Source organism: Aquimonas voraii (assembly GCF_900101825.1).
In the GTDB taxonomy this organism is placed as follows: Bacteria; Pseudomonadota; Gammaproteobacteria; order Xanthomonadales; family Xanthomonadaceae; genus Aquimonas; species Aquimonas voraii.
Window position 1 is genome coordinate 524,932 of the sequence record NZ_FNAG01000002.1, and the last position, 12,345, is coordinate 537,276.

The 12,345-nt window shown below is 61.9% G+C and carries 11 protein-coding genes and 1 pseudogene; 8 read left to right on the plus strand and 4 right to left on the minus strand.

What is annotated here, in order from left to right:
• Positions 1–62 precede the first annotated feature (62 nt).
• The 5 genes and pseudogenes from BLP83_RS06870 (at position 63) to BLP83_RS06890 (ending at position 5,538) form a co-directional block, all read left to right on the plus strand.
• Positions 63–3,578, plus strand: coding sequence for a methylmalonyl-CoA mutase family protein (locus tag BLP83_RS06870; RefSeq protein WP_091240491.1), 3,516 nt, complete (start codon positions 63–65; stop codon positions 3,576–3,578).
• A gap of 2 nt (positions 3,579–3,580) precedes the next feature.
• Positions 3,581–3,847, plus strand: coding sequence for a DUF4160 domain-containing protein (locus BLP83_RS06875; RefSeq protein WP_176764043.1), 267 nt, complete (start codon positions 3,581–3,583; stop codon positions 3,845–3,847).
• A complete protein-coding gene (locus tag BLP83_RS06880; protein WP_091240494.1) occupies positions 3,840–4,109 on the plus strand; it encodes a DUF2442 domain-containing protein in 270 nt (89 codons plus the stop codon). Before BLP83_RS06875 ends, BLP83_RS06880 begins: the two co-directional genes overlap by 8 nt.
• Positions 4,103–4,693: pseudogene (locus BLP83_RS06885) on the plus strand (methylmalonyl-CoA mutase family protein); the annotation flags it as partial. The gene BLP83_RS06880 and the pseudogene BLP83_RS06885, both read left to right, overlap by 7 nt.
• Positions 4,690–5,538 (plus strand): DNA adenine methylase, encoded by an 849-nt coding sequence (locus tag BLP83_RS06890; RefSeq protein WP_218121212.1) that lies wholly within the window; start codon positions 4,690–4,692, stop codon positions 5,536–5,538. The pseudogene BLP83_RS06885 and the gene BLP83_RS06890, both read left to right, overlap by 4 nt.
• Here the strand turns inward: BLP83_RS06890 and BLP83_RS18200 are convergent, their stop codons facing one another.
• Both BLP83_RS18200 and BLP83_RS06895 read right to left on the minus strand, forming a co-directional pair.
• Positions 5,539–6,225 carry a hypothetical protein gene (locus BLP83_RS18200; protein ID WP_143006572.1) on the minus strand — a complete coding sequence of 229 codons (687 nt, stop codon included), beginning with the start codon at positions 6,223–6,225 and terminating at the stop codon, positions 5,539–5,541.
• A gap of 161 nt (positions 6,226–6,386) precedes the next feature.
• Positions 6,387–7,340 carry a DGQHR domain-containing protein gene (locus BLP83_RS06895; RefSeq protein WP_091240499.1) on the minus strand — a complete coding sequence of 318 codons (954 nt, stop codon included), beginning with the start codon at positions 7,338–7,340 and terminating at the stop codon, positions 6,387–6,389.
• Between the two features lie 367 nt (positions 7,341–7,707).
• Here BLP83_RS06895 and BLP83_RS06900 point away from each other — a divergent pair, with 367 nt between their 5' ends.
• Together BLP83_RS06900 and BLP83_RS06905 are read left to right on the plus strand one after the other, a co-directional pair.
• Positions 7,708–8,265: a nucleotidyltransferase family protein gene (locus tag BLP83_RS06900; RefSeq protein WP_091240502.1), complete on the plus strand. Its 558-nt coding sequence runs from the start codon at positions 7,708–7,710 to the stop codon at positions 8,263–8,265.
• Positions 8,266–8,389: 124 nt separating this feature from the next.
• Positions 8,390–9,061 (plus strand): hypothetical protein, encoded by a 672-nt coding sequence (locus BLP83_RS06905; protein ID WP_091240504.1) that lies wholly within the window; start codon positions 8,390–8,392, stop codon positions 9,059–9,061.
• A gap of 174 nt (positions 9,062–9,235) precedes the next feature.
• Here BLP83_RS06905 and BLP83_RS06910 read toward each other — a convergent pair whose 3' ends face one another.
• Positions 9,236–10,084, minus strand: a complete 849-nt coding sequence (locus BLP83_RS06910) for a protein NO VEIN domain-containing protein (protein WP_218121213.1) — start codon at positions 10,082–10,084, stop codon at positions 9,236–9,238.
• A 301-nt stretch (positions 10,085–10,385) separates the two neighbouring features.
• Between BLP83_RS06910 and BLP83_RS06915 the strand changes: the two genes are divergently transcribed.
• Positions 10,386–11,132 (plus strand): hypothetical protein, encoded by a 747-nt coding sequence (locus BLP83_RS06915; RefSeq protein WP_143006573.1) that lies wholly within the window; start codon positions 10,386–10,388, stop codon positions 11,130–11,132.
• Positions 11,133–11,276: 144 nt separating this feature from the next.
• On the opposite strand, the gene BLP83_RS18205 is transcribed toward BLP83_RS06915, so the two are convergent.
• A complete protein-coding gene (locus BLP83_RS18205; RefSeq protein WP_143006574.1) occupies positions 11,277–12,344 on the minus strand; it encodes an SIR2 family protein in 1,068 nt (355 codons plus the stop codon).
• Between the last annotated feature and the right edge of the window lies 1 nt (position 12,345).

Genomic DNA, 12,345 nt, shown 5'->3' on the forward strand with positions numbered 1-12,345 from the left:
GGTGCCTCACAGCCGGCCGCGTACAATGGCGGGCTACGCAAACCCCGCATCGAGGCCCCCCGATGAGCACCCCCGCCAACCGACTGCCCGCCGACGACAGCGCGCCCGCCGCATCGCCGCTGCGCTTCGTCACCGCCGCCAGCCTGTTCGATGGTCACGACGCCGCCATCAACGTGATGCGTCGGCTGATCCAGTCGCAGGGCGCCGAGGTGATCCACCTTGGCCACAACCGCTCGGTCGAGGACGTGGTGCGCGCGGCCCTGCAGGAAGACGCCGACGGCATCGCGCTGTCCAGCTATCAGGGCGGCCACACCGAGTACTTCAAGTACATGGTGGACATGCTGAAAGAACGCGGCGCCAGCCACATCCGCGTGTTCGGCGGCGGCGGCGGCACCATCACGCCCGAGGAGATCGCCGAGCTGCAGGCCTATGGCGTGGAGCGCATCTACCACCCGAACGACGGCATGCAGATGGGCCTGGTCGGGATGATCGAAGACCTGGTCGCCCGCACTCACAAAGCGCGCCTGGGCACGCAGAAGCCCGCGGCCGTGACGCCCGACGACGAGATCGCCGTGGGCCGCATGCTCTCGGCGATTGAAGAGGGCGCCATCCCGGAGGCCGAGCTGGCCGCCCTGCGCAAGAGCTGGCAGCTGGCCGGCGGCAAGACCCCGGTGGTGGGCCTCACCGGCACCGGCGGCGCGGGCAAGAGCTCGGTCACCGACGAAATCATCAACCGCTTCCTGCAGGCCTTCCCCGAGATGCGCATCGCGGTGATCTCGGTCGACCCCACCCGCCGCCGCACCGGCGGTGCCCTGCTGGGCGACCGCATCCGCATGAACTCGCTGCGCTCCAAGCGCGTGTTCATGCGCTCGATGGCCACGCGCCGCCAGCACGTCGCCACCAATGCCGTGCTGAAGGACTGCATCGGCTTCCTGCGCGGCCTGAGCTACGACCTGGTGCTGGTGGAGACCGCCGGCATCGGCCAGAGCGATTCCGAGATCGTCGACCTGGTCGACTTCCCGGTCTACGTGATGACCAGCGACTACGGCGCGGCCAGCCAGCTCGAGAAGATCGACATGCTCGACTTCGCCGAGCTGGTGATCTTGAACAAGTTCGACCGCCGTGGCGCCGAAGACGCCCTGCGTGACGTGCGCAAGCAGTGGAAGCGCAACCGCGTGGCCTTCGACATGGCCGACGAGGACGTGCCCGTCTACCCGACCATCGCCAGCCAGTTCAACGACCCCGGCGTCAGCTGGATGTTTGTCAATCTTTGCCGCCTGCTGGCGGCAAAGATGGGATTGGCAGAGCAGGGCGCGGCGAGCTCGCGCTGCGACTTCCATCCCAAGGTGGATGTCAGCCTCAAGGAACCCCGCGCCACCGTGCTGATCCCCGGCGCGCGCATCCGCTATCTGGCGGAGATTGCCGAGCAGGGCCGCCGCATCAATTCGGACATCCTGCGCCAGAGCGAGGCCGCCGAGCGCGCCCAGGCCTGCTGGCAGGCCTTGAGCGAGCTGGAAGACCCGAAGCTGCCCAAGGCGCTGGACCTGTATCCGTCCGAAGCGCTGAGTGAGGCCGGCGACCGCTCACTCACCACCCTGCGCCAGCGCTACAACGACGCGCTGAACGCGCTCAGCAACGAAAGCCTGGCCCTGCTGCGCGCCTGGCCCGAGCGCCTGAAGTCCGTCACCGACGAGTTCAACGAATACACCGTCCGCGACAAAGTCATCCGCGTCGAGAACTACCGTGAATCGCTGAGCCACCAGAAGATCCCGAAGATCGCCGCGCCCAAGTGGAAGAGCTGGGGCGAGCTGCTGGTGTTCCTGGGCAAGGAGAACCTGCCCGGCCATTACCCCTACACCGGCGGCGTCTACCCCTATCGCCGCAGCGGCGAAGACCCCATCCGCATGTTTGCGGGCGAGGGCACGCCGGAGCGCACCAACCGCCGCTTCCATTACCTCAGTGTGGGCCAGCCGGCCGCGCGCCTGTCCACCGCCTTCGACAGCGTCACCCTGTACGGCGAAGACCCGGCCGAGCGCCCGGACATCTACGGCAAGATCGGCAACAGCGGCGTCAGCATCGCCACGCTGGACGACATGAAGAAGCTGTACTCCGGCTTCGACCTGTGCGCGCCCACCACCAGCGTGAGCATGACCATCAACGGCCCCGCGCCGATCATCCTGGCGATGTTCATGAACACCGCCATCGACCAGCAGGTGGAGAAGTACCTGAAGGCCGACTCGGCGCGCTGGGCGCAGGCCGAAGCCACCATCGCCAAGCTCTACGAAGGCCGCACCCGTCCCGTGTATTCGGGCGAGCTGCCCGAGGGCAACAACGGCCTCGGCCTGGGCCTGCTCGGCGTCACCGGCGACCAGGTGCTGGACGCCGAGACCTACGCCCGCATCAAGGCCGAGACGCTCAGCACCGTGCGCGGCACCGTGCAGGCCGACATCCTGAAAGAGGACCAGGCGCAGAACACCTGCATCTTCAGCACCGAGTTCGCGCTGCGGATGATGGGCGACATCCAGCAGTACTTCGTCGACCAGAAGGTGCGCAACTTCTATTCGGTGAGCATCTCCGGCTACCACATCGCCGAAGCCGGGGCGAACCCGATCTCGCAGCTCGCCTTCACGCTCAGCAACGGCTTCACCATCGTCGAGTACTACCTCGCACGCGGCATGAAGATCGACGACTTCGCGCCCAACCTGAGCTTCTTCTTCAGCAACGGCATGGACCCGGAGTACACCGTCATCGGCCGCGTGGCACGCCGTATCTGGGCCCGCGCCATGCGCGAGCGCTACGGCGCCAACGAGCGCAGCCAGATGCTGAAGTACCACATCCAGACTTCAGGCCGCTCCCTGCACGCGCAGGAGATCCAGTTCAACGACATCCGCACCACCCTGCAGGCCCTGTACGCCCTGTTCGACAACTGCAACAGCCTGCACACCAACGCCTACGACGAGGCCATCACCACGCCGACCGAAGAAAGCGTGCGCCGCGCCGTCGCCATCCAGATGATCATCAACAAAGAACTGGGCCTGAACTTCAACGAGAACCCCTGGCAGGGCAGCTTCGTGGTCGACCAGCTCACCGACCTGGTGGAAGAGGCCGTGTACAAGGAGTTCGAGGCCATCAGCGAGCGCGGCGGCGTGCTCGGCGCCATGGACACCATGTACCAGCGCGGCAAGATCCAGGAAGAATCGCTCTACTACGAGCACAAGAAGCACGACGGCAGCCTGCCCCTGGTGGGCGTGAACACCTACCTCGGCAAGGACCACGGCGGCGAGATCACCACCACCATCGAGCTGATCCGCAGCACCGAAGAAGAAAAGGGCCAGCAGATCGCCAACGTGCGCAGCTACCAGCAGAACCGCAACGCCGCCGTGCTCCCCTCTCCCCTCGCGGGAGAGGGGCAGGGGGAGAGGGGGCAGCACGCCTCAGGCCTGGCCTACCTCCAATCCACCGCCCGCAAGCGCGAGAACCTGTTCGCCGCGCTGATCGAAGCGGTGAAGACCCACAGCCTTGGGCAGATCAGCCATTCGCTGTATGAGGTGGGTGGGGAGTATCGGCGGAATATGTAGTCGTGCCGATCATCTCCAGCTTCTTCGGCATCTATGTGCGCATGTACTTCGCCGATCACGGTCCGCCGCATGTCCACATCGAGTACCAGGGCCACGAGGCCCTGGTTTCGATCGCAGACGGCGCCGTGATCGAAGGTCGCCTGCCTCGGCGCGCTGCCAGTCTGGTCCAGCAGTGGTGTCTCGATCATCGCGCCGAGCTGGAGCAGAATTGGGCGAACGCGCAGGCGCTCAAGCCGCTCAACCGAATCGCTGGAGCCGACAATGATTAAGCTCACCGCCATCGAGCCCCAGACCGACACCAGCCTGTTGCTCCACTTTTCGGACGGCAGCGCCGGGGTGTTCGACTTCAGTGCCATCCTGGCGACCCATACGGAGATGACCTCTCCTCTGCTGGACCCAGCCTACTTCCGGCGTTGCTTCATCGAGCTCGGCGCGCTCGCGTGGCCCAACGGACTCGACTTCAGCGCGGCGTCCCTGCACCAGCGCCTGGAGTCGCTGGGTGCCCTGAAGCGTGACGACGCGGCAGCGTGAGACGTGCCTTGGCCCTCCAGAGGATCATCAACAGAGAGCTGGGCTTGAACTTCAACGAGAACCCCTGGCAGGGAAGCTTCGTGGTCGACCAGCTCACCGACCTGGTGGAAGAGGCCGTGTACAAGGAGTTCGAAGCCATCAGCGAGCGCGGCGGCGTGCTGGGCGCCATGGACACCATGTACCAGCGCGGCAAGATCCAGGAAGAGAGCCTGTACTACGAACACAAGAAGCACGACGGCAGCCTGCCCCTGGTGGGCGTGAACACCTACCTCGGCAAGGACCACGGCGGCGAGATCACCACCACCATCGAACTGATCCGCAGCACCGAGGAAGAAAAAGGTCAGCAGATCGCCAACGTGCGCAGCTACCAGCAAAACCGCAACGATGCTTCGCTCCCCTCTCCCCACGGGAGAGGGGCCGGGGGTGAGGGGCCAACCTCGCCCGGCCTCGCCTACCTCCAATCCACCGCCCGCAAGCGCGAAAACCTGTTCGCCGCGCTGATCGAAGCGGTGAAGACTCACAGCCTCGGGCAGATCAGCCATTCGCTGTATGAGGTGGGTGGGGAGTATCGAAGGAACATGTGACCACCGTGGCTGTCGAGAAAACTGATTCCGAAAAGCGGCGCGCCAGCTTTGGGCCCCTGCCACCACTGAAGTGGGCGGGCGGAAAACGGTGGTTTGTGCAGCGCTTCCAGTCGCTTCTGCCGGATACGTTCAACACATACTATGAGCCATTTTTTGGATCTGGAGCCGTCTACTTTTCGCTCCAGCCCAGAAGTGCTGTTCTTTCCGATATCAACGAAGAGCTTGTGAACTTCTATCAGGTTCTCCAGCGAGGCAGTTCGCTGTTTCGCAGGTACTTGCTGGAGCATGCACGGAATCACTCGCTCGAGTACTACTACTGTGTGCGCTCGAAAGTTGTTCGATCCCCAGAAGCACGTGCGGCGCGTTTTTTGTATCTAAATCGAACTTGCTGGAACGGGTTGTATCGCGTTAATCGCTGCGGCGAATTCAACGTGCCAGTTGGATCGAAGAGCGCAGTTATACTGGAGTCCGACGATTTCGACCGGCTTCGCTCTCTCCTTTCTGCGGCTACCATCAGGGTGCAGGATTTCGAGGTCGCGATTGAACAGGCCGAGTCCGGAGACTTTGTATTCATCGATCCTCCATACACGGTGGCGCACAACAACAACGGGTTTGTAAAATACAACGAGACCATTTTTTCTTGGGCTGATCAGATCAGGCTCCGCGATGCCGTTCTGCGGGCCGCGAGGCGAGGTGTAAAGCTGCTGATCACAAATGCTCACCATTCATCGGTAGTCGACCTCTACCGGGATTTTGAAACGGTAGTGGTTTCGCGGGCTGGAGTCATCGCCGGGGACGCTGCCGCGCGTAAGAGGTTCGAAGAGATCGTGATCAAGTGCTACTGACTAAGCGACAAAGTTCATCAATTCCGCCGAACTAAATGCGTCAAGTGCAACGTCGCGATTCGCACGAATCTGGTTGTTAATTGCCTCGTCCAAATTGAGCGCGCCCACTGGTGGGGCGTCGGTTGCGAGTCCGTGTGCTCGACGAAACTGATTGGCTAGTGCCAACAGTGAGATGGCGACGTTCCTAAAGACCTTTACGTCTCCCGGAAGCGACTGGGCGACATTCGTTGGGTCGTATCGTCGTTGGAATTCATCGACGAGTTTTGAGGCGTCAGCTGAGCCATAGTTTATTCGATTGCGATTATCTATCAACCACGTCGATGATGACTGTACGGGCGACAAAGCGAAGCTGTGTTGAGCGGCTGCGTGTGGGTGAAGGGGGCGGCACGCGAAGTAGAAAACCGACCAAAACGCCTTGTGCGAGCCCTGTTTTGCTTGAATTGCCGGATGGCGAGCGGTTCGCAGCGTGATCTCGATGGAGCCAGGGTTGATATTCGTGGCTTCGAGCCACTGCTTGTCGCCATCCACCCATCCACCGTGCATGCCTAGGATCGAGCGCGCTGCAAAGAAACTCGTGTAATAAAGCCCGACGCAAGACCAGGGGGCTGATGACGCTTGGAGAGAGCGCAATGTCGAAGCGAATGTGGCTGCCGCGTGGTACGCGAGCCGCTCTGAATCGCGCAGCATGCAGTCTCGTAACTCGTTGAATTGTGGCGAGCCTTCCGAGAACGTTCGGCCTGAGCGAGATCCGGCAAGATACTTTTTGACTTCCTTGTGTGAAGTTGCTGAAGCGGAAGTGAAATTCTGGCAGAAGTGCCGAGCCCCTGACGGCGTAAGAATTCGCATGATCAGGTAAACATTTGGCTGGCGACAGTTTCGAATATGGCGGTCATCCCTGCGGACCCTTGTTGGCCTCGGATTTCCTCCGGGTTTAGCGAGTCGAGATTAATGTGGCTCAAATACGCATAGAAAGTTGCGGGAGTGGCCTGTAGAGGGTCCAGTGCTTCCTTCTCAAGAATGCGGCTTATGGTGCGCATTAGTGCCCGAATGATGCGATTGCTGTAGAGATTAGAGTTGCCGTTATCCCATCCTTCTGGGTCGCAATCGCGGAGCGCAGTAAAGAAACTGATGAACGTGCTGACTTGCACGTCGTAGCCGACATTCTTGAATGGAGCCTTCTTGACGGCGCTTTCGATTTCAGGGGCAAGAGAGCCTTGCTTTATCTTTAGTTCCTTGATTTCTCCAGTGAGGTCAATTCGCTGGTACAGCGCGCTTTGCTCGGAAGTGTGAAGCTCATAAACGATGTCCGCCGCGCGCACCTGGGCTTGATCTTGCTCGCGTACGAGCCTTACAAGATCCCAGCGCAGCGATGACGGAACTCGCTTTTGATTATCGTTGATTTCGACAAACAGTTTGGCCATTTCTTGTTCGTCGAGACCGAGGTGGAGCACGCAAATGTAGGGTGCATCAAAATCTGAGTATCTCTGCGCCCAGAGGCGGTGCTGGCCGTCAACCACCAGAAACAGGGACTTCCTGGGCAGTACAATATTGCCTCCGTTGACCGTCAGTTTATTTACATCAGAGGCCAAGACGATCGCGTTGGGAAAACATCGTTCCTGATCGAGCACAGTTTTCGCAATCTGTATCGCTCTTTTTTCGTTGACTATCCGCTGGAACCCTTGAATGGGGTCCTTAATTCTCCAAGATGGTGTGACGTGGTCTAGGAGCCAAGTGCCTGGGATCTTCGCGACATAGATTGGCGGCTCCATCTGGAGTTGAAAGCCCTCTACTTCAAAGCTCACATGTCGCTCCTTGTTGCTCAGACTGGGCAGATTTGAATGCGACGCTATCCGACCACAGGTGCATACGCAAGGTGCGGTCCGAAGAGCCGGGTTAAGGTTGCGCCGAAACCGGGGCCAGAGTGCGCTTTCCAGGTTCTCTGGGCAGGTTGCCCGGTACGTTGCCAAGAACGGGGTCAGGTTCACTTACCCAGTCGCGTCCCTTGATCTGGCCAGCCGATGCGCTGCATGGAAGGCGCAGGCGACAGCCGCTAGTCTCCCGAATGCTCGCCCTCGTAGCTCTCTCCTGCGCATCTGCTAGCGCCATTCGAGCTGGATGGGCATCGAAGCCTAGGGCAGGGCGCCTTCGCCGTCGACTGCTCGGTTCCCCATGTCTCGACTCGCCGACCAAATCCAGCAGGTGCTGCCGGTGTTCTCCCAACTGGAGACGCCGCCGGCTTTGATTGGCGGCCTCGCGCTGGCGGCGCACAAGGTCATCCGCGCTACGCGTGATGTCGACTTCCTCGTCGCAGCGGTGGATGCGGATCGCGTGCATGGGCTGCTGCTGACGCTCGGCTACCGCTGCGTGTATCGCAGCGCGGATGCGGCGAACTATCTGCGCGGTGATGAAGGCTTCGCCCTGCTGTACGCGCGCCGCCTGGTCGCTGCCGACCTGCTGCGTCGTGCGCACCCGCGCGATACGCCTCTGGGGCGCATGCGTGTGATCAGTGCGGAAGGCCTGATCGGCTTCAAGCTGCAGGCACTCCACAACGACCCCAGCCGCCACCGGGACCTCGATGACATCCGTCAGCTGCTGCGCGCCAACCGTGGGCAACTTGACCTGGCCGAGGTGCGGCGCTATTTCCGGCTGTTCGAACGCGAGGCGCTTCTGGATGAACTGCTTGCTAGGAGAACGGGGTCAGGTTCACTTACCTGGTTGCGTTTTTGATCTGGCCGGCCGCAGAAAACGCGGGTCAGAATGCGCTTTCACATGAGGCCTCTGGGCTTTAACGGCCAACGAAGGGCGGCACCTCGACCGCTTCCAAGTAAGTGCACTTTGCCCTCGAGTTCCCATGAGCGTAAAAGCTGAGCGAATGCGGTCACTGGTGGACAAGCGGCGCCGGGAAGTGTGGCCGGGCTACACGCGCATCGCCGACTACCATGACGGCGTCTACGAGGCGGAACACGTCTGCCCGTATTCCAAGTCCGCGTGCAACCTCGACGCGCGCATCATGGTGATGCTGCAGGACTGGATCTCCCACGATGCCATATCTGCTCCGGTGGACGAGGACATGGTCCGCCACGGCCAGCTGCCGAACCTCCCAACGAATCGCAACCTCAAGCGCCTGCTGCTGCAGACGTTCGGTCTTTCACTTGGGGAGACGTTTGCTACCGACCTGTTTCCCTTCATCAAGCCCGGTGGCATGAGCGCCTACATCCCGACGCGGGACCTACGCCGCGCTGCTCGGGAGTATGCGCTTCCGCAGATCGAGATCGTCAGCCCCGAGTTGGTGGTGTGCATCGGCCTTGCCACGTTCAACGCGCTCCGGAGTGCCTGTGGACTGCGTGCAGTGCGCCCGCTTGGCGCGGCCATCGACCATCCATTCCGTTGGAAGGAAACGCATGTGTGGTGCCAGGCCCATACCGGGGGCATGGGCTACAACATGCGGTCCCGTGGTGATCCGACGCGCGTGGCCGCGGACTGGGCGCGCATGCGCGACGCGGTCGGCTGGGGCACGCCGTAACGGGGCCTCGCCAGTTGTGCTTTGCCTGCCGATTACCGTCTCGATCCAACAGCGTCGGGCTGGCGTGTGGTCAAGCCAAGCCAATAGCCGGGCACCGTACGGGTAGCCGCCAGGGGTGTTACCAAGCGCAAAGCGGCGCATGGCCCGAGGACAACCAACGGGCCCGCCCGTTAGTCAGGCGATCCGCGCGAGAAAGGTCACCGCCTCAAGATCGCAGCGTGAGCGGATGCTTCCGGGCAGATCAAAGAGCCGCGGGCGGTCGCGGAAGTCGAACAGACGGTACAGGTGGTAGCTGGGAGCGTCGGCCTCCGAGCGCGCGACCTCGTTCCGGCTCACGTAGAACGGGGTGAGTTCGCCAAAGGCCGTGGTCTTGACCTCGATCAGTCGCTCGAGTCCACCTTCATCGAAGGAGAGCACGTCGTAGCCTAGGCCATCGCCGCGCGTCGCGGCCACGTGCTCGACGCGATCGGCAAGCCGAGGCTGGCCCGCCGCATGCAGGCGACGGGCCTCGAGTTCGGCGACAAACAGCTCGCCTGCGCGCCCCAGGGACCGGTTGCGCGATTCCTGGGCGATGTAGTCGCGCCGCGCCGCAAGGAAGCGTGGCGCATAGGCAGGCGGCACTTCGGCGACGCGCTGCGCGCGCGGCGGTGGAACCCAGACGGATTCGAGCGACTCCAGCATGGCCGGCGCGGCAGGACGCAGCACCGCCGCCTGCGCGGCCTCCTGAAGCGCGGGGGCACTCTGCAGCTGCGCCTCCACGACGTCGATCAGCAGGGCCTGGAAGTTGCCGCGCGGCTTGTAGCCCTCGATGTACGGGTAGTCCAGCGCCACCATCACCGCGCTGATATTGCAGTGCTTGAACTCGACGGAAGCGCGGCTGCGCCCGTCAAGCTGCGCGAGCAGCCGCCGCGCGTGCTCGGCCTTGCTGTAGCGCTGCCCATTGAGCTGCAACGTGAGTATGCGGAGATAGTCGGCGACGCACGCTTCGACTTCTTCCCGCGACCAGTCTTGACCTTCGGGCACGCCCGGGCTCCCTTCGTGAACGCTGCCAGGGTAGCCGATGCTCTGGCGCGGCGGAGCCTGCTGGTCACTCCTCCGCATGGGCCTCAACCCAACGACGCTGAAGTGCGCGCGCGTTCAGCACCGACCAGCGCCGCGAGTTCGACTGCCACCGCGAGCATGCGTTTGTTGAGCCGCGGCTCAACAGGTAGCAGCGCGAACAGCACGAGAGCGATGTGCTTCGCTTCCCAGGTGTCGGTTGAAGCGGGCCATCGTCGGCCTGCATCCTACGGTCGAGCATGCACCCGGTGCTGCAGGACTGAGCTTGACCATGACGACTCTTCTAAATGCCGTGCGTGCCCACCGAGTCATTCTGATCTTCGTCAGTCTGAGCGCGTTCTTTGGCGTGTGGGTTTTCGGTGATCTGCTGAAGGCGTGGGCGGCAGATCAACTGCGTACTCACCTGATCGAGCCTCCGAGCCCAAGGCTTGCGCGCGCGGCAGACACCGTCGCCATCGTGCAGGCCGTGTTGGAGCACGAGCAGTTCGAGCCTGCGCCGCTCTCTCCAGAGGACGACATTGCTCAAGGCGGCATGCGGCGTCGCTGGCCTGTGCTGCTGTCTGATCGCACGGTGGAGATGTGCGCAGGCACCATCTGGGAGGCGGATGCAGCAGGCTGCCCGACCACGCTCTCGGACGAAGCGTTGACTTTGCCGGGCGCCGACTTCCGGATTCCGCGCGCCTTGCGTTTGGCGCTTTCGCAGGCCAACCGTCAGCCAAGCACCCTGCCCGAGGTTACGGGCCCGTACGTGCGCTTCACGCCTCAAGCGGCAATCGATGCCGTGTTCGGGGAGGGGCGTGGGTGGTGGCCGGAGTTCTATCGCGCCTTCCCAGGCACGGCTGGCTATGTGCGGACGTCGCTTCCCGTCCTCTCCGAGGATGGCACCTGGGCGGTCGTCCTCGTAGAGCACACTTGCGGCGGAACCTGCGGGCGAGGGTTGATCTACCTGCTCATGCGCACGCCGGAAGGCGCCTGGCAGGTGGTGGTGCGGGATGCGCTTTGGATCGCGTAATCGCGTGGCCGGATCAGCGCGGAGACGGACGGTCCCGAGAACCGAGTGGCAGATCAATTGCCGGCCCATTCTGCGGAGGTCGTTGCACTCTTTTGAGGTATCTCAACCGGTGTTGGTGGATACCATCGCGCGGATGGGTGAGCACTAGAGTTCACTGAATCTCATCGCTTCCACCCCCTCCGCGTAGCATCGATATTTGGGAAACAGCGTGCCGTACCGATGATTCGCTTCTGGTCCTTTGCTGATTACATGGATTTCCGGTGGGCTTTTTCTCGCAAAAAGGGCGCGAAGTATAAGTGATCTAATTGCCATGTCTTCTGGGGGTAGTGAGTAGCCGATAAAGACCCACCGGTCCGCAAGGCGGAGGCGCTCGATCGCGTTTCTCCATATGCCGGAAAGGTTTGCATCGGGCACTCTCCGGACAAATGTCGGCGGAACAATGTGAACATCGAGGCGAGATTCGCTGCAGTGGCAGGTGTTGTTGTAATCCACTTGTCTTCTAAACGCCTGCCAAGCTATCGTGCCGAGACAGTTGAAATAGACGTGCCCGCAGGTTGGGCATCGCAGGGTGTCGAGCGAGCCATGCAGCTTGAAGATGCTGAACTTTGGTGATTTCGGTCTTGGGTGAATCTGGCCATGGCTGCGGACGTCACGCCATTCGAATCCAAGATCGACTTTCGTGGCGATTCGGTCCGGATTGGGGGTGCCACTTTCGATCGCGCCATAGACGGCGTGATCGATTTCGACGTCATAGTTGGTGGTAATCAGTGTGGCCGAATTGCCCAGGCTGAGAAGCCAATTGGCTATTGATTTCTTGAGATCTGTCTGCTGTGCTGTCAGCAATTTGTCGGCTTCATCGGATGGGCCGGCTGCGACCAAGACTTCGGAGATCGCGAATTTCAATAGTCGACGGAACTCGATGAGTTCAGTCGCAGTAAGGCTCCCGAGGGGTTCGTCCGTGGCAATGCAGTATTCGACCATGGAGAACAGATCGGTAATGAGAACCCGCTGTCTGAGATCGGGCCTTTCGCTGAGGCCCGGCGCTGCCCGCTTCACCATGCTCAGAAACAGATCGCAGTCGGCGTTATTTGATCTCGCTCCTCCGAGTCTCTTTTTCTCCGCGGCGAGCATCGCCCTGTCTAGAAGTTCGCTGGTGATAGGGTAGCCCAGAGCTTTCGAGAGGCCCGCACCCGAGAACACAGCGGTTGGCATT

Bases quoted from the DNA above. Each gene is read 5' to 3' on its own strand.
- BLP83_RS06870 (WP_091240491.1), top strand. From the start codon at position 63: ATGAGCACCCCCGCCAACCGACTGCCCGCCGACGACAGCGCGCCCGCC.
- BLP83_RS06880 (WP_091240494.1), top strand. From the start codon at position 3,840: ATGATTAAGCTCACCGCCATCGAGCCCCAGACCGACACCAGCCTGTTG.
- BLP83_RS18200 (WP_143006572.1), bottom strand. From the start codon at position 6,225: ATGCTGCGCGATTCAGAGCGGCTCGCGTACCACGCGGCAGCCACATTC.
- BLP83_RS06900 (WP_091240502.1), top strand. From the start codon at position 7,708: ATGTCTCGACTCGCCGACCAAATCCAGCAGGTGCTGCCGGTGTTCTCC.
- BLP83_RS06905 (WP_091240504.1), top strand. From the start codon at position 8,390: ATGAGCGTAAAAGCTGAGCGAATGCGGTCACTGGTGGACAAGCGGCGC.
- BLP83_RS18205 (WP_143006574.1), bottom strand. From the start codon at position 12,344: ATGCCAACCGCTGTGTTCTCGGGTGCGGGCCTCTCGAAAGCTCTGGGC.